Raw genomic sequence first — 21,309 nt, 5'->3', positions numbered from 1 at the left:
GACTTAGCCTTTGGCACAGTCCGAACAGCGGCCTCGCACCTCGATCACCGGGCGTTCGGGGCTAAACCCCGCCCCGCGTGCCGCATCGCGGACGGCACCCGTCAGCCGGTCATCATCGATATGCGTGGTCTGGCCGCATTTGTCGCAGACTAGGAAGATACAGTCGTGCAGACAGTCGGGATGTGCATTGGCGACATAGGCATTCGCGCTTTCGACCCGCCGCGCCAGGTTGGCGCCCACGAACAGGTCCAGGATGCGATAGACGCTGTTCGCGGCCACCCGCCGGCCTTGCGCCTTCGACATGGCATCGGCGATGTCATAGGCGGAGGCGGGCTTTTCGAAACCGGCCAACGCCTCGAACACGCTGGCGCGCATCGCGGTCCATTGCTCGCCCGCCCGCTCCAGCGTGGCTTTTGCCGCCTGGGCGAGATCGGCCCCTACGGGCTCCATATGCTGATGCGCGTGCGCCATGACAGCGACTTAGGGTCTGACCGTGACGGGGGCAAGTCGGCCCGCGCGCTGATTGAGCATATGGCCGATGGCCAACAGGGCCACGCCGACAATGGTCCACAACGCCTCGCCACCGGATTCATCGTGCGGCAACGTCATGGCCCCGGCCATCATGCCCAGCCCCAAGGCCCCGACCGCCGCCGGCAAGGCTTGGCCATGGACGATCACACCCCGACCCAGCGCCAGAACACCCAGCATGATGGCGAGGACCAGCCCGACCTCATGGACGATCGGCGCAGCGAGCATCCCTCCGGCGGTCGACAGCAGGGCGAGAAGCACGGACGAGGCGATACAGTGAACGACGCACAGACCTGACAACCCGATCGCCCAGCGATCAAGGCCGGCCCAGTGTCTCGGCCGCTTGGACAGGGTTAGGGACGCCGCGTTCATCGCCATCATCTAGGCATTGCCGCAAGGCGTTACAACATAACATTTGTTCCACCGGTCAGGTATCGAGGCATTCAGTCCACTATCCCACGCCCTTTCTGCACCCTATGATGAAGGGATGCTGCAACCGAGCCCTGCCTTCATGGTCACCGCCCGCCCCCGCGCCGTTGCCCGCTGGCTGATCATCGTCGCCGGCCTGATCGTCGCGATGGTGATCGTCGGCGGCATTACGCGCCTGACCAATAGCGGCCTGTCGATCACCGAATGGAAGCCGATCACCGGCATCATTCCCCCGCTGACCGAGGCGCAATGGCAGGCGGAATTCGACAACTACAAACGCATTCCCGAATATTGGACCTTCAACCGTGATATGACGCTGGGCGGGTTCAAGGCGATCTTCTTCTGGGAATATCTGCACCGCGTGCTGGGCCGAGTGATCGGCATGGCCTTTGCCCTGCCGCTGATCTGGTTCTGGGCCCGCAAGGCGATCCCGGTGGGATATAAGCCGCGCCTGCTCGCGCTGCTCGCCCTAGGCGGATTGCAGGGGGCGATCGGCTGGTGGATGGTCGCCTCGGGCCTCGTCGAGCGGACCGATGTCAGCCATATCCGCTTGACCGTCCATCTGCTGACCGCGCTGTTCATCCTGGCCGGGATCGTATGGACCGCGCTCGACCTCCTGGCGTTGCATCGCAATCGGCTGGCGGCCCCTTCCCGCCTGACGCTGCTGGGTGCCGGCGCGATCGTGACGCTGTTCATCCAGCTAATGTTCGGGGCGCTCACCGCCGGGCTGGACGCGGGCTATGCCTTTTCGAGTTGGCCGCTGATGGGCGATGCCTGGTTCCCGGCGGGCACGCCGATGATGACGCCAGCCATCGCCAACGCCTTCGACAACCCGGTCGTCGTCCAGTTCATCCATCGCTGGTTCGCCTTCACGGCGGCGGCCATGCTTATCGGGATGGCGGCGCGTGCGATCCGCAGCGGCGCCCTTCGCGCCGGCTGGCTGGTGATCGTGCTGGTCGTCGTCCAGATCGCCCTGGGCATCGCGACGCTGCTGACCGGCGTGCAGATCGATATCGCGGTCGCGCATCAGGCCAATGCCGCCCTTCTCCTCATCGCGGCGACCGCCGCCGCGCACCGGCTCGGCCAGGCACCGCGCAAGCCTATGGTATCATAATACCCGTCAGCAAAGCCGCACTTTGCTTGACATTTTCGAGTCCCTCCAGCATTGGCCCTTCGTCCGCGCCGCCCGATCCAAGGGGCGGCGTGTTGCATTTCAAACCGAAAGGTCTCTCGCCCATGAAGGCGCTCATGAAGACCACCAAGGCGGCCAAGCCGCACGAGGTGGAGAAGAAGTGGCATATCGTCGACGCCGATGGCCTGGTTGTCGGCCGCGCCGCCACCATCATCGCGAACATCCTGCGCGGCAAGCACAAGCCGAGCTTCACCCCGCACGTCGATTGCGGTGACAATGTCATCGTCATCAACGCGGACAAGGTGCGCTTCACCGGCAATAAGCTGGGTCAGAAGGTGTATTACAAGCACACCGGTTATGCCGGTGGTATCAAGGGCATCACCGCCGCCAAGGTCCTGGAAGGCCGCTTCCCCGAGCGCGTCCTGGAAAAGGCCGTCGAGCGCATGATCCCGCGTGGCCCGCTGGGTCGTCAGCAGATGCGCAACCTGCGCATCTTCGCCGGCACCGAGCATCCGCACGCCGCTCAGAACCCCGAAGTCCTCGACATCGCGTCGATGAACCGCAAGAACAAGGTGGGCGCATAATGTCCGATAACCGCCAGTCGCTCGCCGATCTCGGCGCCACCCTGAACCAGCAGGCCGCCGCCGCTTCGGCGCAGCCCGCCGTCGAGGGTGAAGCCCCCGCCGCCGCTCCCGTCGAGCGCGTCAGCTCCACCCCGCTGCGTCAGCAGGAACTGGACAAGTTCGGCCGCGCCTATGCGACCGGTCGTCGTAAGGACGCCGTGGCTCGCGTCTGGCTGAAGCCGGGTTCGGGCAAGATCACGATCAACGGTCGTGACCAGGAAGTCTATTTCGCGCGTCCGACGCTGCGTCTCGTCATCAACCAGGTGTTCGGCATCACCGAGCGCGAAGGTCAGTATGACGTCGTCTGCACCGTCAAGGGCGGCGGTCTGTCGGGCCAGGCCGGTGCGGTCAAGCACGGCATCAGCCAAGCGCTGACCAAGTACGAGCCGGTCCTGCGCGCTCCGGTCAAGGCCGCTGGCTTCCTGACCCGCGACAGCCGCGCCGTCGAGCGTAAGAAGTATGGCCGCGCCAAGGCGCGTCGCAGCTTCCAGTTCTCGAAGCGCTAAGATACGAACGGGCTGGGATGGCTACGGCTATCCCAGGCTTCGCTATGAAGGGGCGATCCGGCAAAGGGTCGCCCTTTTGTCGTTCAGGTGTCTTCGGCGGTGTCAGCGATTCCGCGCCTTCACCAACGCCGTGACCGAGATCGAACAGGCGAGCACGGCCAGCCCAAAACCACCAAGCGCCGCCCAGATACCGACGGCCACATCGCCGAAGTAACTCCCGATCACGAAGCCGGCCAGCGGCAGGATGATGAGCAGCAGGCATCCGAATACGACCATGGCCGGCCAACGTCGGCATGAAAATCGAGTTCCTGGCAGGCGCGGTGAGGAAACCATTCTCTACGCAGCGGAACGGAAGCCGTCATCGGTTCACCCACGGCAGAAATGCTCTAAAAGCCCCGCATGACAAACCCCTTATGGATACCCGCCACGATCGCCGCCTCGGTCTTTCAGGTCGGGCGCAACGCGCTGCAACGCGGCGTCATGTCCTCCTCGGGTCCTTGGGGGGCCACGCTGGTCCGCTTCCTGTTCGGCCTGCCCTTTTCCATCCTCTTCGTCGCGCTCGCCCATCGTTTCGTACCGGGGGCCGATCTCCATTGGGGCGGTGCCTTCTGGCTGTCGGCGATCGTCGGCGCCACATCGCAGGTGCTGGCGACGGCGGCGCTGCTCGACGCGATGCAGCGTTCGGGCTTCGCGGTCGGCACCGCGCTTCAGCAGAGTTCGCTGCCGCTGGCCGCCATCCTCGGCCTCATCGTCTATCATGACCGGATCAGCGTCACGGCGTGGGTCGGCGTCGTCATCACCACGATCGGCCTGGTCGCCCTGTCCTGGCCGCCGCCCGAGCAACGCCGCGCCTCGCTGATCGGGGCGGCGATGGGGCTCGCCTCGGGGCTCTTCTTCGGCTTTTCACTGAACGCCTTTCGCCATGCCGCGCTGGCGCTCGATCCGGTGCACCCGGTCTTTGCCGCGCTGGTCTGTGTGGCGGTGGTGCAGGCGATGCAGACCGTCGCGCTCAGCCTGATCCTGGCCTGGCGCGATCCGGCGACGCTGGCCGAGGTCCTGCGCCGTTGGCGACCATCATTGGGTGCGGGCCTATGCGGGGCCTGTGCCTCGGCCGGATGGTTCGTCGCACTGGCGCTGTCCCCCGCCGCGCCGGTGCGGGCATTGGGGATCATCGAAGCGCCGATCGCCGCTCTGGCCGGGCACAGACTGTTCCGCGAAAAGCTGGGCGCGCGGCAGATCCTGTCCGGCTTCGCGATTATCGGCGGGGTTCTTCTCACGACCCTGTTCTGACGCCCGAGTAACATCCTCGTCAGATATCGCTTTCCCGTTCGCGCCGCCCTGTCCGTCCGCTATAAAGGCGCATCAGGAGGGCGGACCATGCGGTGGGCATTACCGATCATGCTGGGCACGATGCTGTTGGCGACCTCCGCGCCGGCGCAGCAGGCGGAGCCGCGTCTCGACCTGTCCGGGCCCTTCAACCTGCCGGCCGGGTGGCAGCTGGTCACGACGCAGGGCGCCGATGTCGAAGACCCCGGCGGCAACACGGCGCCGGGCCCCCTCCACCTCTGCATCACCCGCGACGGAGGCAAGAGCTGCCGCCCCGCGCTCGACGCCATGCTGGTGGCGCCAGGTGAGAAGAGCGTCTTCGACACCCCCCATTATCTCGAGGCGGCGAAGATCATCCACCTCACGCCGGACCGCCCGTTGCTCTGGGTTCAGGTCGCCAGCCTGCATGGCGGCAATGGCGACCAGATCGTCGGGCGAATGGCACTGACCTATGACCGCGCCGGCCAGCGCTTCGTGCCCGTCTATGCCAAGCGCACGGGCCGCAACAACAACCAGGATGTGCGCTTCCTCGACAAGGGTCCGCTTCGCGGCGCCATCATCTCGGCCGAGCCGACCACGGACGCTCCCTTCGCCTTCTGGATCACGGTGAACCGGATGGACAGCCATGGCCGCTATGCCCCCGTGCTCCGCTATCGCAGCGGCACCGGCTATGGCGATGGCAATCCGCTGGCCGTGATCGACTCCGAAATGCCCGAGACGTTGCGCCGGCTGAAACTGTGGCAGCCGGGCAGCCCGCTCCCCTTGCCCGAGCACCCCTGTCCCAGGCCCCGATTGGTCGCGCAGGTTCTGTGGTGTACCTATCCGCCGGCCACGCCGCCGCGCTGAGCCGCCCGGCACCTTGCCCGTCGCGCTCACCGGGGGTAGCTGCGTGACAAAATCATCATGCTTGCAGGAGAGCGCTCATGTCCCCCCATTCGGCCCCGAAGCTGGACCGCCGCCAGATGCTGAAGGCCGGCGCCACCATCGCCGGATTGTCCCTGGGCGGACGCGCGCTCGCGCAGTCGGATCGGATCGAAAGCCTGATCCGGCAGATGACCCCGGCGGAAAAGGCGGGGCAGTTGTCCTGCTTCTCCGACCAGATCCGCCCCATCGGCCTGCCCTTCAACCCCGGCCTGCCCGCCCGTAACGACGCGGCCGCGCAGTTGGCGCGCATCCGCAAGGGCGAGATCGGGATGCTGTTCAACGGCGTCGGCTATGCGGGCGCCAGGGCGGCGCAGGACGCGATGATGGAGACGCGGCTCAAAATCCCGCTGATCTTCGCGGGCGACGTGATCCACGGCCTGCGCACCGCCTATCCGCTGCCCATCGCCGAGGCCTGCGCCTTCGACCCCGATCTGGCCGAACGCACCGCACGCGCCGCCGCGATCGAGACGACGGCGCTGGGCATGCAATGGACCTTCGCGCCGATGGTCGACGTGGCGCGCGACCAGCGCTGGGGTCGCGTCGCCGAAGGGTCGGGCGAGGATGTCTATCTGGGTACCAAGCTCGCCGTCGCGCGGATGCGCGGGTTCCAAGGCCGCGACTTACGCGATCCGACCAGCGTTGCCGCCTGCGCCAAGCATTTCGCGGCCTATGGCGCGGTCAGTGGCGGCATGGATTACAACTTCACCGAAATCTCGCCGCAGACGCTGCACGAGGTTCACCTGGCACCCTTCAAGGCCTGTGTCGATGCGGGCGTGGCGACGATCATGTCAGCGTTCAACGATATCGACGGCGTACCGTCGTCGGGCAATAAGTGGCTGCTGACCGATCTGCTGCACGGGCAATGGGGATTCAAGGGCCTGGTGGTCGGCGACTATACCGCCGACGAGGAGCTGATCGTCCATGGCTATGCCGCCGATGGCCGTGACGCCGCCAAGAAGGCGTTCCTGGCCGGCATGGACATGGCCATGGCCTCCAACCTGTTCAATCTGTGGCTGCCCGATCTGATCGAGAAGGGCGAGGTGCCGATGGCCCGGCTGGACGAAGCCGTCCGCCGTGTCCTGTCGCTGAAGGAAGCGATCGGCCTGTTCGACAATCCCTATCGCTCGATCAGCCAGAAGGCCGAGCGGACCCAGGTGTCGACCCCCGGCATGCTGAAACTGTCGCGCGAGGCGGGCGCACGCTCGATCGTGCTGCTGAAGAACGAAGGCGACCTCCTGCCACTCAAGGCCAATCCGGGCCGCATCGCGCTGATCGGCCCGTTCGGCGAGGACCGCGACAATGTGGTCGGCACCTGGGCGTTCATGTCGGACGCCACGCTGAACGTCTCGATCGCGCAGGGGCTTCGCAACCGCAAACTGACCGTCGACGTCGTCAAGGGCTCGGACGTGGAAGCGCCGATCGCCGGCGGGATCGAAGCGGCGGTGGCGGCGGCGCGCAATGCCGATGTCGTGTTGCTGGCGATCGGCGAGACCCAGTTGATGTCGGGTGAAGCACAGTCGCGGACTGAGATCGTCGTGCCCGACGCGCAGATGGCGCTGGCCGAAGCGGTGGCGGCCACGGGCAAGCCGGTGGTCGTGCTGCTCCGCCATGGCCGCGCGCTGGCGCTGCACGGCGCGGTCAAGGATGCCCCCGCGATCCTCGCCACCTGGTTCCTGGGTTCGGAAAGTGGCAATGCGATCGCCGATGTGCTGTTCGGCGATGTGAACCCCTCGGCCAAACTGTCGGTCAGCTTCCCGCGTGAAAGCGGGCAGGAGCCCTATTTCTACAACCACAAGAATACCGGCCGCTCCGCGCCCGATACGGGTTCTCAGGAATATAAGGCCCGCTATCGCGAGACGAAGAACGAGGCGCTCTACCCCTTCGGCCATGGGCTCAGCTACAGCCGCTTCACCCTCACCAACGTCACGGTTCCGGCGCAGATGACCGACGCCATGGAGGTGACCGCGACCGTGACGAATACCGGCAGCCGCGCCGGGGCCGAGGTCGTCCAACTCTATATCCATGACAAGGTGGCCAGCCGCACGCGCCCGGTCCGCGAATTGAAGGGGTTCGAGCGCGTCCTGCTCAACCCCCGCCAGTCGCGCACCATTCGTCTGCGCCTGACCCGCGACGACCTTCGCTTCTGGGGTGAGAATGACTGGGTGGTCGAGCCCGGCCAGTTCGACCTATGGGTCGCAACCAGCTCGGTCGATGGCGAGAAGCGCAGCTTCGAACTGGTCTGAGACGCTCAGAGCCGGACGATCGCGGTGGCGATCCGTTCGGCCTCCTCCGGATCGTGCGTGACCATCAGGATGGGGATGCCCGTCCGGTCACGCACCGCGACCAGCGCATCGAGAATATCTCCCCGCCGCGCGCGATCGAGCGAGGAAAGCGGCTCGTCGAGCAGCAACACGCGGGGATTGCTGAGCAGCGCCCGGCCGATCGCCACCCGCCGCGCCTCGCCGCCCGACAGAGTGCGGGGCCAGCGGTCGAGTAGATGCCCGATGCCCAACATCGCGACGACCCCGTCCCAGTCGCCACCGCCCCGCGCCATGCCATAGCGGAGATTGGCCGCCACCCGCATGTGCGGGAACAGGCGCGGCTCCTGAAAGACATAGCCGATGCGCCGCCGTTCGGATGGCACGTCGATCCGGGCATCAGCATCGAACAGCGTCTCGCCGGCGATCCGCACATGCCCCTCATCCGGCTTGAGCAGGCCGGCGACCATCTGAAGGATGCTCGTCTTGCCGATCCCCGACGGGCCGAACAGCACCGTCGCGCCGGGGCCGGTTATGAACGACGCCTCGATGCGGCTCTCGCCCCGGCTGACGGACAGCGCGACATCAAAGGACATGCAGACCCCGCCCCATCCGCCGCGCCAGCCATTCGGAAGCGATCAGCGCGATCAGCGACAGGCCGACCGACACCGCCGCCAGCCGCCACACCATCGCTTCGCCATCCGGCCGCTGGAGCGCCGAATAGATGGCCAGCGGCAAGGTCGCCGTCTCTCCCGGAACGTTCGACACGAAGGTGATCGTCGCCCCGAACTCGCCGATCGAGCGGGCAAAGCCCAGGACGAGCCCCGCCAGCACGCCCGGCGCACACAGCGGCAACGTGATCGTCGTGAAGACCCGCCAGCGCCCCGCCCCCAGCGTTCGCGCGGCCTGTTCCAATCGCCGATCGACCGCCTCGATCGACAGCCGGATCGCGCGCACCACCAAGGGGAGTGCCATCACCGCCGCCGCGATCGCCGCGCCCGTCCAGCGGAACAGCACGCTGACCCCGAACCATTGCGCCAGCCAGGCACCGATCGGCCCCGCTGGCCCGAAGAGGAGCAGCAAGGCCCAGCCCGTGACCACCGGCGGCACGACGAGCGGCAAATGGACGATGCCGTCGAGCAGCACCTTGCCAGGAAACCGTCCCCGCGCCAGCACCCAGGCAATGGCAAAGGCGATCGGCAGCGTGACCAGCATCGCCGTGCCCCCGACCAGCAGCGACAGCCGGACGATCCCCCATTCTTCGGCCGACAACATCAAGCGCTCACCGAGTCGAAAAACCGAAACGCCGGAAGATCGCCTTGCCCTGCGCCGAAATCAGGAACCGTCGGAACCCTTCGGCTGCCGGGTTGGTCGAGGCCTTCAGCCGGGCGAGTGGATAGGTGATCGGCGGATGGCTAGCCGCCGGGAACATGCCGACCACGCGGACCCGCGACGACGCCTTGGCGTCGGTGGCATAGACGATGCCATAGGGCGCTGCACCCCGCTCGACCAAGGCCAGCGCGGCACGTACATTCTCGGCCCGGACGACATGCGGCGCAACCATCGGCCACGCCCCTAGCCGCTCCAGCGCCGCCTTGCCATATTTGCCGGCGGGCACGCTGGCTGTATCCGCCATGGCCAGAGGACCGGCCGACAGGATCTTGCCCAAGCTACGCGTCGTCACCCGCACCCCCTGCCCGGCCGGCGCAATCACCACCAGGCGGTTGCCCAGAAACGCGCTGCGCGTCCGGTCCGCCAGCAGCCCATCCTTTTGCAGCACGTCCATCCATTCCTCATCCGCCGAGGCGAACAAATCGGCCTTGCCCCCCGCCTGGACCTGGCGCGCCAGTGCGGATGACGCGGCAAAGGAAATCACCGGTCGCTTATGCCCCTGATTCGCCCACGAATCGGCGGCAGCGTTCATCGATTCCTGCAAACTGGCCGCCGCCAAGACCAAAGGCGGACGCTCTTGAGCCATCACTGGCGATGCCAGCCACAGCGCCATCCCACTCAAAATCATACGCGCTATCATTGGCTGTTTTCCCCCGTTTTTGGGCTAACCCATCTCCATTTTCTTGGGTAGCGTTATCACCATATTCGGCAGTTTGGTGTCGTTAGGACACGCCAACTGCCCCTTTAGTAATTGTATAAAAACGATTTCCTACATAACCTCCGTTTTCGGAGCGAATGGCAAACAGCCACGTTCCGTCCAAAATGGGGGATAGGTCCTTGATTTACGATATCGCATCCATGGGCGGAGCGCGACGACGTGCCGCACTGCTCGCGTCCAGTGCGCTCCTCGCTCTGCCACTTGCCTCTATGGCGCAGGCGCAAACCACGGCTCGCCCCGAACAGGCGATCGATCAGGCGCAGTCGGCCAGTCCTGAGCGGATGGGCGCCATTCCCGGCCTGCGCGTCGTGGATGAGCCGCAGATTGTCATTTCGCAGCCCGGCACCACGACCAGCACGATCGACACTGCCGGGGGTATCAACGGCGTCGGCCAGATGTTCATCGCGGCCAGCGGCGGCGGGCTGAGCCTGTGCACCGGCACGCTGATCAACCCGCGCACCGTGATCTTCGCGGCGCACTGCGTCAATTCCAGCGCGGCGGCCAGCTATGGCACGGCGCGCGGCGGCACGCCGATCTCCTTCGGCTTCAAGACCGACAATCTGCCGGGCGTGCGCGAATGGTTCCTGAGTACGCTGGGCGGCGTCGCCAACCCCAATCAGTTCAAGACGAACACCGCCAACGCCATCTACAATGTGAACCAGGTCCACTGGAACCCGGCCTCGGCGCGCACGACCTTCCTGGAAGCCGATGTCGCGATCGCCTCGCTCGACACGCCGGCGACCGGCATTCCGACCTGGGCACTCCTGTTCTCGGCACTGCCGGCACCAGCGGCGATCGATCCGACCACGGGCACCGGCTATCACGTCACACTGACCGGCTATGGCCGCAGCGGCGTCGGCAATCAGGGCGACACCAACGGCATCGACTATCGCCGCCGGGTTGCCGAGAATTATATCGGCCTGCTCGGCTCGTTCGACGACCGCAATCTGTGGCTGTTCGGCCAGGGGGCGAACCTGCCGCAGAACCTCTATCAGCTCGACTTCGACGATCCCCGGCGGGGCACGGCGGCGGCCAGCCCCTATGACTTCAATCTGTTCCGCGATGCGCCCCTGCCCAAGGAAGGCACGACGGCGGGCGGCGATTCCGGCGGCCCGCTGATCCTCGATCAGACCTTCGCACGCAAGGTCGTAATCGGCGTCCTGTCGGGCGGCAGCCGCTTCTTTGGGCCGCAGCCCTTTTCCACCTACGGCACCTCGTCCTTCTACCAACCGCTCTACCTCTTCTGGGACTATATCGCCGCCAAGAACCCTTATCGCTATGCCGCGGCCAAGGCCGGTGACGGCGCCTGGGAAGACGGTGCGCATTGGGTGACGACGCTCGACCCGGCCTATCAGATCATCCAGAACGGCCAGTTGGTGAACGGCGTTCCCAATTCGCCGGGCGTGGGCACCGCCAACGATCCGAACAACAAGTTCGGCGAGGTCTGCGACGGCGTGGAATGCCAGAACATCAAGACCGGCAAGATCTCGGCGCAGAATGACGATGCCGGCAGCCTGAGCGGAGAGGCCAATTCGGCCGGCCGCGCCACGCTGACCGACAGCATGACGGGTGCCGAGAACCAGCCGCAGGCGAGCGGCACGGCGGTCGCCGCCGCCCTGCCCGCCGCCACGCTGGCCAATGGCCTGCCCGGCGCGACGAACTTCGTGCCGAACAACGTCAATCCGACCGCCTCGGTCTCGGCGCGCTATTATGACGTTACCCTGTCGGCCGCAGGCACCACGACGCTGAGTTCGGCGGCGACGGTCGACCGCTTCACGATCAGCGGTTCGCAGGCCCGGTTGTCGCTGGCCAGCGGCGGTGCGCTTACCACCGTGGCGGATTTCAACCAGCTGACGGGCATGATCGCCAATAACGGCACGATCACCTCGGGCGGCGATTATCTGATGCTGGCAGGCGGGCTGCAGGGCACGGGGCGGATCAACGCGCCGTTCTTCACCAGCGTCGGCGGCGTGATCGCCCCCGGCACGGTGGGGACAATTGGTACGCTGACCTTCGGCGGTAATGTCGTGCTCGCCTCGGGCACGCAGCTGCTGATCGATGTCGGCCCCGGTGGCACGTCGGACAAGATCGCGGTCGTCGCCAATGGCACCACGGGTGGTCAGTTGAACGCGGGCGGCTCGGTCGGCTTCGCGCCGGTCAGCGGGCACCTGATCCGCGCCGGCGACATCTACACGATCGCGACCGCGAGCGGCGGCGTTTCGGGTCGCTTCAACACGCCGACGGCCCTCAGCGCGATCCTGACGCCGACGCTGAACTATAGCAGCAACGCGGTGACCGCGCGGATCGTCGCCGGCGCTTACGCCAATGTCGTCGCCAACACGCCCTATCAGACCGCCTATGCGCGTCTGCTCGACCAGAACCGGTCGATCCAGGGCAATTTCAGCAACCTTTATGGCACGCTGGACCTTCAGTCGGCGTCGACCATCCGCACCACGCTGGAAGGGCTCGCCCCCTCCACCGAAGCGCTGAAGCGGGCGCAGGGCACCATGGCGCTCGACAACAGCGCGCGCTTCTTCCGCGAGCATCTGGCAACCCTGTCGCCGAGCGAAGGCCTGGGCGGTACGCTGACCATGATCGGCAAGCCGGTGCAGGTCGCCAGCCTTGCCATGAGCAATCTGGCGGGCAGTCAGGCGCAGATGGCGACCGACAGCGGCGGCGTGTCGATGCGTGAGAATGTCCTGCCCGAAAATGTCGCCGTATTCCTGGCGGGCGGCTATCTCGACGGCAAGGCGCGCGCCCTGCCACAGACGGCCGCATCGGGTGTCCGCGACCATTTCGACGGCTTCTATGTCGCGACCGGCATCGAGACGGAGGTGGACGATGCCAGCATCCTCGGCTTCGGTTTCTCCTATACCAAGACGACCGGCGACACCTCATTCGGCCAATATGCGCGCGGCGACCTTTATCAGGGCACGCTCTACGGCAAGACGGAGCTGGGCGGCTTCTCGCTGGACAGCCAGTTCAGCGCGGGCGTGTTCCAGGCGCGGACCCAGCGCAACGTGTCCCTGGCCGGTGTCGCCTATAATCTGCGGTCGCGCGACAATGCCCTGGCGCTGTCGAGCGAAGTGGGGCTGGCCAAGACCTATGGCTTTGGCGGCCTGAAGATCGGTCCGCGCATCGCCGCGCGCGTCAGCCATCTGGGCTTCACCCCCACCGCCGAAACGGGCGGCGGCCCCGCCCTGCGCTATGACCGGCAGGACTATAACAGCGTCCAGGGTCGCGCCGGCCTGATGCTGAGCTCGGACGGGCCGTTCCGTCCCTATGCCTCGGCCTATTATGTCCATGATTTCCAGGATCGTCCGGGCGTGTTCGGCGCGAACTTCGCGGGCGGCATCGGCCCGTCGGCGCTGTTCGCGCTGCCCGGCCACGACAAGGACTGGGGCGAGGCGAGCCTGGGCCTGTCCTACACCGCAGGCCGCGTCCAGCTGTCGCTGGGGGCCGACACGACGTTCGAACGCAAGGATGTCGAGAACCAGTCCTATCGGGGCACGATCAAGATCGCGTTCTGATCCGCCCCTGGTCGACTATCGAAAGGCCCGTCCGGGAAACCGGGCGGGCCTTTTGCCGTCACCTCCGCACGATCGGTCGAGCGGCGTCTGCCGAACGGGGATAATCGGGATCCGCGCACCACTCCGCCCGCCAATTTCCGCCTCGACCTGTGCGTCAAGACGACGCAGGCGGTAGCACCCAATGACGACGATGTGGTGGCCGGCCTGATCCCCGGCGGACGGTGCGCAGTCCTGCGCGTCACCGGGCGCAGCGACGATCTCGAACCGGCGGCGCTATTTCTCTACCGAGACGGGCTGCCCGAAAGCGGTGAGGAGCTGCGCGATTTTCCGCTCTATGCGCAGCGCGTATCATTCTTTCCCGACGTGGCAGAAAAGGATGCGGTGACGGACCTGTTCCTGCCGCTGCGCTGACGGCCTGCGGCCCGCTCCCCTATGGCGAGCGGGCCGGGTTCGCTTACGCCTCGTCGCCCATGCGGAGCGCGGCGATGAAAGCTTCCTGCGGGATGCTGACCGAGCCATATTCGCGCATCTTCGCCTTACCCTTTTTCTGCTTTTCCAGCAGCTTGCGCTTACGTGTTGCGTCGCCACCATAGCATTTGGCGGTCACGTCCTTGCGCATCGCGCTGATCGTCTCGCGCGCGATCACCTTGCCGCCGATCGCCGCCTGGATCGGGATCTTGAACAGGTGGCGTGGGATCAGTTCCTTCAGCCGCTCGCACATGCCGCGCCCGCGCGTCTCGGCGGTGCCGCGGTGGACGATCATCGACAGCGCGTCGACCGGTTCCTCGTTGACCAGAATCGACATCTTCACGAGGTCGCCCTCGCGATAGCCGATCTGGTGATAATCGAAGCTGGCATAGCCCTTCGACAGCGACTTCAGTCGATCGTAGAAATCGAACACGACCTCGTTGAGCGGCAATTCATAGGTCGCCTGCGCGCGGCCGCCGACATAGGTCAGGTTCTTCTGGATACCGCGCCGGTCCTGGCACAGCTTCAGGATGCTGCCCAGATATTCGTCGGGGACATAGATGGTCGCCTCGATCCACGGCTCGCTGATCGACTCGATCTTGTTGGGATCGGGCATGTCGGCCGGGTTGTGCAGGTCGATCTGCCCGCCGCCATGGGTCAACTCGATCTGATACACCACCGACGGCGCGGTGGTGATCAGGTCGAGATCATATTCGCGGGTCAGCCGCTCCTGGATGATCTCCAGATGCAGCAACCCCAGGAAACCGCAACGGAAACCGAAGCCCAGCGCCGCCGAGGTTTCCATCTCGAAGCTGAACGAGGCATCGTTCAGCCGCAGCTTGCTGATCGACTCGCGCAGCTTCTCGAAGTCGTTGGCATCGACCGGGAACAGGCCGCAGAACACCACCGGCTGGACTTCCTTAAAGCCCGGCAGCGCCTGCTCGGTCGGCTTCTTGGCGTCGGTCAGCGTGTCGCCTACCCGCGCCTGCGCCACGTCCTTGATCTGCGCGGTGATGAAGCCGATCTCGCCGACGCCCAATTCGGTCAGCTGCTCGATCTTGGGACGGAAACAGCCGACGCGGTCGATCAGGTGGGTGGTGCCCGCCTGCATGAACTTGATCTGCTGACCCTTTTTCAGGGTGCCTTCCATCACGCGTACCAGAATGACGACACCGAGATACGGATCGTACCAGCTGTCGACCAGCATCGCCTTCAGCGGCGCGGTCGCGTCGCCCTTGGGCGCCGGGATATTCTTGACGATCGCTTCCAGGATGTCGCCGATGCCGATGCCCGACTTGGCGCTGGCCAGGACGGCGCCCGAGGCGTCGATGCCGATCACGTCCTCGATCTCGGCGCGGACCTTTTCGGGTTCGGCGGCGGGCAGGTCGATCTTGTTGATGACGGGCACGATCTCATGATCATGCTCGATCGACTGATATACATTGGCCAGCGTCTGCGCCTCGACGCCCTGGGCGGCGTCGACGACCAGCAGCGCGCCCTCGCACGCCGCCAGCGACCGGCTAACCTCATAGGCGAAGTCGACATGGCCCGGCGTGTCCATCAGGTTCAGCGTATAGGTTTCGCCGTCCTGCGCCTTGTACGCCAGACGCACGGTCTGCGCCTTGATGGTGATGCCGCGTTCCTTCTCGATCTCCATATTGTCGAGAACCTGTTCGCTCATCTCGCGGTCGGTCAGGCCGCCGGTGAACTGGATCAGGCGATCGGCGAGCGTCGACTTGCCATGGTCGATATGCGCGATGATGGAGAAGTTGCGGATCTTGTCGAGCGGCGTGGACACGGGTGGAATGGTTTCCTGAAAAGCTATTCGGCAAGCCGTTAGCAAAGATGTGCGCGGATGCCAAAGTGCTCTAGCGCGGCCATGCAATTTGCAAAGCGCCTTTCGCCCTGCCCCTCGATGAGCGCGTAGGGAACGCCGCGCCGATCAAGCTCCGCGCGCGACAGGTCGAAGAAGCGCTGCCGCTCCGCCCGCGTGCCGAACAGGCGCGTGCCATCCTCGATCCAGGGCAGGTCGGGGGCGAAAAGCAGATACATGTCGGACAGCCGGTCCCACGCCGCAAACCATGGGTCCCGCTCGCCGAACAGCATGTCGGCCCAGACGGCGGTCATCAGCGGATCGGTGTCGGTGATGACCGGCCAGGGCCCCGTCGCCAGCGCTTCGGCCAGCATCGCGTCATGCCCCTGCCCGATCGACACCAGATCGGCCATGGTGAAATCGGTGCCATGCGCCTCGGCATAGTCGCGGCCATATTCGGACAGATAGCACCCGCCCAGGGCCTCGGCGATGCGCGGACCAACGGTCGATTTGCCGGTACTTTCGGGGCCGTGGAGGCAGATACTCTTCATGCCCGCGCCCGCCATTCGCGATAGCCCCACACCGACAGGCCCAGGAAAATGACGTAGAGAAGCGCGGTCAGCATCAGTCCCTTCACCGCGTACAGCGCGATCGAGGAGATATCGACGGCGATCCAGAGCAGCCAATTCTCCAGCCGCCGCCGTGCGAGCAGAATCTGCGCCGCGATACTGGCGGCGGCGTTGGTCGCATCCCAGAAGGGCATCGAAGCGTCGGTCCAGTGTGCCATCGCCCCACCCCAGAGAAGAGCGGCGGTGGCGATACCCGCCACCCATGCCATCTGCGCACGGAGCGTCAGCGTCTCGACCCGCACCGCCCCCTGCTCCGCAAGGCTACGGCGCCAGACGATCCAACCATAAAGGTTGATGACGAAGAAGAAGAGCTGAAGCGCGGCATCGCTGTAAAGCCGTTCGCGCCAGAACAGCAGGCCATAGAGCGATACCATGACCAACGCGATGGGATAGTTCCAAAGACTGCGCCGCACGACGAGCGTGACGTTCGCGACGCCCAGAACGAATGCGATGGATTCCAGCAAGGTCATGTCACCCGGTCACGCCGGGCCGCCCTTCAGGGCCGTTCATTGTCGATGGACTAAGCCGTGTCACGGCGAGTATGGTCGGGGAGAGAGGATTCGAACCTCCGGCCCCTGCCTCCCGAAGGCAGTGCTCTACCAGGCTGAGCTACTCCCCGACTAAGGAGTACGGATCGCTGTCTGACGGCCTATCGGGAAGGCCGATCCGTGCTGGAGGCGCGCCAATAGCCAGCGGTTCGGATGGGTGCAAGAGGTTTTTCACGCGAAACGAAAATTCCTCACAGCGCGCGGCCCAGCCGCCCCGCCAGATCGACGATATATTGCCATGCCACCCGCCCCGAACGGCTGCCTCGCCGGGTCGCCCAGTTGACCGCCTCCGCCCCGTCGAACGGCAGGTCGTGGCGATCCGTATAGGCACGGACGATGGCGAGATAGCCGTCCTGGTCGAGCGCATGGAAACCCAGACTGAGGCCGAAGCGATCGGCCAGAGCCAGTTGATCATCGACCACATCGCGCGGGTTGATCGCGCTGTCCTGTTCGCTGAGGTCGCGCGGCAGCAGATGGCGGCGATTGGCGGTCACCAGCAGGCGGACATGCGCGGGGCGGGCCTCTGCCCCACCATCGAGCAGGGATCGCAACCGACGCGCCTCTCCGGCCTCGTCAAAGCCAAGATCATCGATGAACAGCGCGAAGGCCCTGTCGACCCCTTCCAGCTGGGCGAACAAGGCCGGTAGGCTGTCGAGCGTATCGACCGAAACCAGCGCCAGCCGGCCGGGCCGCGTCGCTTGAACGGCGGCGACCGATGCCTTGACCAGAGCCGACTTGCCCGTCCCTCGTGCGCCCCAGAGCAGCACGTCCTGCGCGGCATGGCCATCGGCCATCCGCTCCAGATTGGCGAGCAACGCATCGCGCTGCCGATCCAGCCCCTGCAACATCGCCAGCGGCAAGGGCGAAAAGCCGCGTGCCGGCTGCAAGACCTCGCCGCGCCACAGATAGGCCGGACTGGCCAACGGATCGGCGGAGGCAGGTGTTGCCGGGGCAAGACGCTCCAGGGCGGCGGCGATCCGCTCCAACGCGGCGGTGGAAAGCTCGGTCATGACGCGCCTTTTAGGCGGCCCGCGCCAGACTGCAAAGCGCGCCGGTTCAGAGTGCGTCGCGGTGGGCGATGATCGCCGGATTGCCGGGAGACAGGGCCAGCGCCTTGTCGAACAACTGCCGGGCGCCATCCGCCTCGCCCGCCGCCGCCAAGGTAACGCCAAATGCATCCGCCACCTTGGCGTTCATCGGGGCAAGGCGATAGGCCGCAGCGCCATAGCGGCGCGCCACCACGGCATCGCCCGCCCCCGCATAGGCCAAGGCGAGATCGCGTAGCAGTACGACGTCACGCGGACCCAATTGGCTGCGCAGACCCTCAAGCGTCTCGATCGCCGCGTCCCACTCGCCGCCCTGAAGCTGCCATTGCCCCAGCAATCGCCGCGCTGACACGCTTTGCGGATTTTGCGAGACATAAAGGCCGAGCGCAACCGCCGCGTCCTTTGGCCTGGCGGTACGGACATAGCCGTCGATCAGGCGCAGCATTGCCGGCTCGTCGAATGTCAGGTCCGCGGTGCGTGCATAGGGTGCCACCGCCTCTCCCGACCGACCGGCCAGCGCTAGCATGTCGCCATAGGCCATCTGTGCCGCAGGCGCTCCCGGTGTGGCGCGGACCAGAGCTTGGGCGCGGGCTATGGCGGCACCCCAATTTCCCTGACTTGCGAGCCCGCGGAGGACGCCCAGCACATAGGTCGGATCGGTCGGCGCCCCCGCCGCTCCCTGGGTCAGATCCGCCAAGGGTCGATCCGGGCGGAAGACCGTCGAATCGCCGCGCCGGCCTTGGGCGGCTCGATCGACAAGCGGGGCGCTATCCCCCCCGCCGGCCAGTGCCATCGCCGCGAGCCGTAGCGCATAGCCGTCCGCATCGGGCCGTGCGAGAATCGGGCGCAGCGTGGCGAGCGCCGCCGACCGGTCGCCTGTGCCGATCTGGGCAGCCGCCAGCAGACGTCGCGCGCCGATGTTCATCGGCTGCATCGTCACCAACCGCCCCCAGGCGCGCGCCGCCTTTTGAGGTCGGCCCTGGGCATACGCAATTACGCCTTCCAGCATCGCCGTGGCCGGTCGCTGGGCCAGGGCGCCGCGCGTCAACTGCAACAGCCCTTCGGCCAGCGGATATCGACCGGCGCGCGCCGCGATTACGGCTTGCAGGTAAAAAGCTTCCGGGCTGCCCGGACGCGACACCAAAGCGGTACGGGTCGCCGCCAGCGCGTCAGTCGCCCGGCCCAGGTCACCGAGCGTCGCGGCATATTGGATCAACGCTGGGTGATAATAGGAATCCCGCTCTAGGGCCTGCCGCAACCAGGGCAGAGCGGCCGCCAGCCCGTAACGGGCGCGGACGATCTCCCCCTGCAGGGTCAGGGCGCGAGGGTCGGCCGGCGCCAGCGCCACGGCCCGCGCAGCGGCTTGCGTGGCACCGGCCATGTCCCCTGCCCCGAAACGGCTCCGACCCAGGTCGGTCCATATGGCCGCGTCATCGGGATGGGCGGTCGCCAGTTGCTGGAGCGTGGCGCGCATTGCGGCGCCACCGCTCGTCTGCGCGGCCCGGACCTTGGCAGCGATACGGATCATCTCCGCGTCACGCACCGGCGGCATCTTCGCCACGGCATCCTGTGCGCCCGCCAGATTGCCCTGCAGCAGCCGCGCTTCGGCGCGCATCGCCAGTGTCTGCGCCACCGGGACACCATTGGCGATGGCCCGGTCCAACGCCGCCTCGGCGGCAACGCCTTCCTCCAGCAACAGGCTGGTGCGCGCAAGCGTCATCTGCGCCGCCCGCGATCCGGGCGCGGCGATGGCAGCGCGCCGAGCCTGGTCATGTGCGGCGTGATAATTGCCGGTTTGCAGGGCCGCCGCGGCGTTGCGCAGAGCTACAGCCGGATCGACGGGCGGCTCGCCGCCGCGCAACAGATAGGCCAGCCCAATCATCCCCAAGGCGATCACGGCCAGAATGGCAATCAGGCGCGCCCGACGCCGGATCGAGCGTCGCCGCCAGATCCGCCGCTTGCGCCGCATCATCGGATAAGGCTGCGCGGCGCGTCGGTCGCGTCCGCGATGGACGGGCTCTGCCGCGCTCACCGTGCGCCCGATGGCCACAGGATGACGCGGAGGGTCTGAACCAGGATCAGGGCATCGAGAAAGGGCGAGTAGTTCTTGGCGTAATAGAGATCATATTCCAGCTTGTGCCGCGCATCCTCGATCGAGGCGCCATACGGATAGTTGAGCTGGGCCCAACCGGTGATGCCGGGTTTGACCATGTGTCGTTCGGCATAAAAGGGGATCTGCTGCTCGAGCTGCTCCACGAATTGCGGGCGCTCCGGACGCGGGCCGACAAAGCTCATCTCACCCAGCAGGACGGACCAAATCTGGGGAAGTTCGTCGATCCGCACCTTGCGGATGAAGCGGCCGACGCGCGTGATGCGTGGATCGTCCTTTTCGGCCCATACCGCCTGCCCCCCCAGTTCAGCGTCCTGGCGCATCGAGCGGAGCTTGGGAATTTCGAAAGGCTGATTGTACAGCCCCACCCGCCGCTGCCGGTAGATAGCCGGTCCGTTGGACTCCAGCCGGATCGCGATGGCGGTGATGAGGATCACCGGCAGGGCAATCACCAGCAGCAACAGGCTGACCGTGATATCAAAGGCCCGCTTGATCATCGCCGACCACATGCGCCCGGAGGCGAAGCCATCGGAAAAGATCAACCAGCTATGGCTGACCGAGGCGAGGTCGATCCGCCCCGTCTCCCGCTCCAGAAAACTCGACAGTTCGGAGACCTGAACGCCAGCGGTGCGGACGCGGAGCAGGTCCTGATAGGGCAAGGCGTTGCGCCGTTCCTGGATCGCGAGCACCACCTCGGTCGCGCGGTGATCGATGACGAAGCCCTGCAGATTGGGGATCGCCGAACGCGGGATCGCCTGGGGCAATGCCGTCTCGTCGGCGTTCATCGCGATCACCCCGGCCACCAGGAAATTGCAACCCGGTTGCCCCGCCAGCGTCGCGATCCGGGCCGCGCGCTCGCCGGCCCCCATCAGGATGACCCGGCGCTTGAACCGGTCACCCCCCAGGGATCGGCCGAGCAAGCCGCGAACGACGACCAGCAGCACGACGGCGATAACCATCGAGAAAAACAGGCTGGAACGCCAATAGGTCAGGTCGGGGAAGAAGAAATAGATGAGCGATAGCAGGATCACGCCCATCGAGATCGCCACCAGCAGCCGGGCAGCGGCAAAGCGCAGCGACAGGAACGACGCGGCGGCATAAGCGCCCACGGCCATGAGCGCGATTTGAAGCGGCACGGCAAAGCTCAGCACTTGGGGCAGATGCTCGACCATGTGCCCGGCCGGATAGCCGATCTGCCACGCCCGCATCGACCAGCCGAGTTCCGCCGCCGCCATCAGCAGCACGAAATCGACCAGCCCGAGCAGCAGCACGGCATGCGGGACATAGTGTTTGAACAGACGGATCATCTACCGATCAATCGTACCCGGC

Annotated in this window: 20 protein-coding genes and 1 tRNA gene; 8 read left to right on the top strand and 13 right to left on the bottom strand. The window is 66.0% G+C overall.

Features of this window, described 5'->3' with window-relative positions; genetic code table 11:
- Positions 1-3: 3 nt before the first annotated feature.
- Positions 4-471: a Fur family transcriptional regulator gene (locus tag SP6_RS04055; protein WP_007404476.1), complete on the bottom strand. Its 468-nt coding sequence runs from the start codon at positions 469-471 to the stop codon at positions 4-6.
- A gap of 9 nt (positions 472-480) precedes the next feature.
- Entirely contained in the window at positions 481-900 is a 420-nt protein-coding gene (locus SP6_RS04050; RefSeq protein WP_037568228.1) for a MerC domain-containing protein, read from the bottom strand.
- Positions 901-1,015: 115 nt separating this feature from the next.
- Here SP6_RS04050 and SP6_RS04045 point away from each other — a divergent pair, with 115 nt between their 5' ends.
- The 3 genes from SP6_RS04045 to rpsI all read left to right on the top strand — a co-directional run bounded on the left by SP6_RS04045 (position 1,016) and on the right by rpsI (position 3,218).
- Entirely contained in the window at positions 1,016-2,071 is a 1,056-nt protein-coding gene (locus tag SP6_RS04045; protein ID WP_113667623.1) for a COX15/CtaA family protein, read from the top strand.
- Positions 2,072-2,193: 122 nt separating this feature from the next.
- Positions 2,194-2,673 (top strand): 50S ribosomal protein L13, encoded by a 480-nt coding sequence (gene rplM, locus SP6_RS04040; protein WP_037568175.1) that lies wholly within the window; start codon positions 2,194-2,196, stop codon positions 2,671-2,673.
- Positions 2,673-3,218 (top strand): 30S ribosomal protein S9, encoded by a 546-nt coding sequence (rpsI, locus tag SP6_RS04035; protein WP_007404415.1) that lies wholly within the window; start codon positions 2,673-2,675, stop codon positions 3,216-3,218. Before rplM ends, rpsI begins: the two co-directional genes overlap by 1 nt.
- A 102-nt stretch (positions 3,219-3,320) precedes the next feature.
- Here the strand turns inward: rpsI and SP6_RS20795 are convergent, their stop codons facing one another.
- Positions 3,321-3,494 carry a hypothetical protein gene (locus SP6_RS20795; RefSeq protein ID WP_007404280.1) on the bottom strand — a complete coding sequence of 58 codons (174 nt, stop codon included), beginning with the start codon at positions 3,492-3,494 and terminating at the stop codon, positions 3,321-3,323.
- Between the two features lie 123 nt (positions 3,495-3,617).
- Between SP6_RS20795 and SP6_RS04030 the strand changes: the two genes are divergently transcribed.
- From SP6_RS04030 to SP6_RS04020, 3 genes are all read left to right on the top strand, one after another.
- Positions 3,618-4,508: a DMT family transporter gene (locus tag SP6_RS04030; protein WP_007404333.1), complete on the top strand. Its 891-nt coding sequence runs from the start codon at positions 3,618-3,620 to the stop codon at positions 4,506-4,508.
- An 87-nt stretch (positions 4,509-4,595) separates the two neighbouring features.
- The gene (locus SP6_RS04025) at positions 4,596-5,390 is read left to right on the top strand and encodes a hypothetical protein (protein WP_007404300.1); all 795 of its coding nucleotides are present in this window, start codon (positions 4,596-4,598) and stop codon (positions 5,388-5,390) included.
- 77 nt (positions 5,391-5,467) lie between these two features.
- Positions 5,468-7,711, top strand: coding sequence for a glycoside hydrolase family 3 N-terminal domain-containing protein (locus SP6_RS04020; RefSeq protein ID WP_007404419.1), 2,244 nt, complete (start codon positions 5,468-5,470; stop codon positions 7,709-7,711).
- 5 nt (positions 7,712-7,716) lie between these two features.
- Here SP6_RS04020 and SP6_RS04015 read toward each other — a convergent pair whose 3' ends face one another.
- The 3 genes from SP6_RS04015 to modA are packed head-to-tail and all read right to left on the bottom strand — an operon-like array spanning position 7,717 to position 9,731.
- Positions 7,717-8,322: an ATP-binding cassette domain-containing protein gene (locus tag SP6_RS04015; RefSeq protein WP_007404281.1), complete on the bottom strand. Its 606-nt coding sequence runs from the start codon at positions 8,320-8,322 to the stop codon at positions 7,717-7,719.
- The gene (gene modB / locus SP6_RS04010; RefSeq protein ID WP_037568173.1) at positions 8,312-9,001 is read right to left on the bottom strand and encodes a molybdate ABC transporter permease subunit; all 690 of its coding nucleotides are present in this window, start codon (positions 8,999-9,001) and stop codon (positions 8,312-8,314) included. Before modB ends, SP6_RS04015 begins: the two co-directional genes overlap by 11 nt.
- Before the next feature lie 7 nt (positions 9,002-9,008).
- Entirely contained in the window at positions 9,009-9,731 is a 723-nt protein-coding gene (modA, locus tag SP6_RS04005; protein ID WP_007404469.1) for a molybdate ABC transporter substrate-binding protein, read from the bottom strand.
- A 224-nt stretch (positions 9,732-9,955) separates the two neighbouring features.
- Here modA and SP6_RS04000 point away from each other — a divergent pair, with 224 nt between their 5' ends.
- Positions 9,956-13,366, top strand: coding sequence for an autotransporter family protein (locus SP6_RS04000; RefSeq protein WP_007404340.1), 3,411 nt, complete (start codon positions 9,956-9,958; stop codon positions 13,364-13,366).
- A gap of 87 nt (positions 13,367-13,453) precedes the next feature.
- Positions 13,454-13,777, top strand: a complete 324-nt coding sequence (locus SP6_RS03995) for an AraC family transcriptional regulator (protein ID WP_082052419.1) — start codon at positions 13,454-13,456, stop codon at positions 13,775-13,777.
- A gap of 43 nt (positions 13,778-13,820) precedes the next feature.
- Here SP6_RS03995 and lepA read toward each other — a convergent pair whose 3' ends face one another.
- The 7 genes from lepA to SP6_RS03960 form a co-directional block, all read right to left on the bottom strand.
- Positions 13,821-15,632: a translation elongation factor 4 gene (lepA, locus tag SP6_RS03990; protein WP_007404479.1), complete on the bottom strand. Its 1,812-nt coding sequence runs from the start codon at positions 15,630-15,632 to the stop codon at positions 13,821-13,823.
- 38 nt (positions 15,633-15,670) lie between these two features.
- Entirely contained in the window at positions 15,671-16,198 is a 528-nt protein-coding gene (locus SP6_RS03985; RefSeq protein ID WP_007404457.1) for an AAA family ATPase, read from the bottom strand.
- Positions 16,195-16,746 carry a nicotinamide riboside transporter PnuC gene (gene pnuC / locus SP6_RS03980; RefSeq protein WP_007404349.1) on the bottom strand — a complete coding sequence of 184 codons (552 nt, stop codon included), beginning with the start codon at positions 16,744-16,746 and terminating at the stop codon, positions 16,195-16,197. The genes SP6_RS03985 and pnuC overlap by 4 nt, the downstream gene beginning before the upstream one ends.
- Before the next feature lie 72 nt (positions 16,747-16,818).
- Positions 16,819-16,895, bottom strand: a tRNA-Pro gene (locus SP6_RS03975).
- Between the two features lie 120 nt (positions 16,896-17,015).
- Positions 17,016-17,834: an ATP-binding protein gene (locus SP6_RS03970; protein ID WP_007404257.1), complete on the bottom strand. Its 819-nt coding sequence runs from the start codon at positions 17,832-17,834 to the stop codon at positions 17,016-17,018.
- A 46-nt stretch (positions 17,835-17,880) separates the two neighbouring features.
- On the bottom strand, positions 17,881-19,902 hold the full coding sequence (locus SP6_RS03965; protein WP_128130611.1) for a tetratricopeptide repeat protein: 2,022 nt from the start codon (positions 19,900-19,902) through the stop codon (positions 17,881-17,883).
- Positions 19,899-21,287 (bottom strand): TIGR03013 family XrtA/PEP-CTERM system glycosyltransferase, encoded by a 1,389-nt coding sequence (locus SP6_RS03960; RefSeq protein ID WP_007404487.1) that lies wholly within the window; start codon positions 21,285-21,287, stop codon positions 19,899-19,901. Before SP6_RS03960 ends, SP6_RS03965 begins: the two co-directional genes overlap by 4 nt.
- Positions 21,288-21,309 lie beyond the last annotated feature (22 nt).

The organism is Sphingomonas paucimobilis NBRC 13935, from assembly GCF_000739895.2.
In the GTDB taxonomy this organism is placed as follows: domain Bacteria; phylum Pseudomonadota; class Alphaproteobacteria; order Sphingomonadales; family Sphingomonadaceae; genus Sphingomonas; species Sphingomonas paucimobilis.
The sequence above is the reverse complement of the archived record's forward strand: the minus strand, read 5'-3'. Positions and strand labels throughout refer to the sequence as shown.

What these genes read in the sequence shown, in the direction of transcription:
- rplM (WP_037568175.1), top strand. Translation starts at nt 2,194, where the DNA reads ATGAAGGCGCTCATGAAGACCACCAAGGCGGCCAAGCCGCACGAGGTG.
- SP6_RS04030 (WP_007404333.1), top strand. Translation starts at nt 3,618, where the DNA reads ATGACAAACCCCTTATGGATACCCGCCACGATCGCCGCCTCGGTCTTT.
- SP6_RS04020 (WP_007404419.1), top strand. Translation starts at nt 5,468, where the DNA reads ATGTCCCCCCATTCGGCCCCGAAGCTGGACCGCCGCCAGATGCTGAAG.
- SP6_RS20795 (WP_007404280.1), bottom strand. Translation starts at nt 3,494, where the DNA reads ATGGTCGTATTCGGATGCCTGCTGCTCATCATCCTGCCGCTGGCCGGC.
- SP6_RS04025 (WP_007404300.1), top strand. Translation starts at nt 4,596, where the DNA reads ATGCGGTGGGCATTACCGATCATGCTGGGCACGATGCTGTTGGCGACC.
- modB (WP_037568173.1), bottom strand. Translation starts at nt 9,001, where the DNA reads ATGTTGTCGGCCGAAGAATGGGGGATCGTCCGGCTGTCGCTGCTGGTC.
- SP6_RS03960 (WP_007404487.1), bottom strand. Translation starts at nt 21,287, where the DNA reads ATGATCCGTCTGTTCAAACACTATGTCCCGCATGCCGTGCTGCTGCTC.
- SP6_RS04055 (WP_007404476.1), bottom strand. Translation starts at nt 471, where the DNA reads ATGGCGCACGCGCATCAGCATATGGAGCCCGTAGGGGCCGATCTCGCC.
- pnuC (WP_007404349.1), bottom strand. Translation starts at nt 16,746, where the DNA reads ATGACCTTGCTGGAATCCATCGCATTCGTTCTGGGCGTCGCGAACGTC.
- SP6_RS03985 (WP_007404457.1), bottom strand. Translation starts at nt 16,198, where the DNA reads ATGAAGAGTATCTGCCTCCACGGCCCCGAAAGTACCGGCAAATCGACC.
- modA (WP_007404469.1), bottom strand. Translation starts at nt 9,731, where the DNA reads ATGGCGCTGTGGCTGGCATCGCCAGTGATGGCTCAAGAGCGTCCGCCT.
- SP6_RS03970 (WP_007404257.1), bottom strand. Translation starts at nt 17,834, where the DNA reads ATGACCGAGCTTTCCACCGCCGCGTTGGAGCGGATCGCCGCCGCCCTG.
- SP6_RS04015 (WP_007404281.1), bottom strand. Translation starts at nt 8,322, where the DNA reads ATGTCCTTTGATGTCGCGCTGTCCGTCAGCCGGGGCGAGAGCCGCATC.
- rpsI (WP_007404415.1), top strand. Translation starts at nt 2,673, where the DNA reads ATGTCCGATAACCGCCAGTCGCTCGCCGATCTCGGCGCCACCCTGAAC.
- SP6_RS04050 (WP_037568228.1), bottom strand. Translation starts at nt 900, where the DNA reads ATGAACGCGGCGTCCCTAACCCTGTCCAAGCGGCCGAGACACTGGGCC.
- SP6_RS04045 (WP_113667623.1), top strand. Translation starts at nt 1,016, where the DNA reads ATGCTGCAACCGAGCCCTGCCTTCATGGTCACCGCCCGCCCCCGCGCC.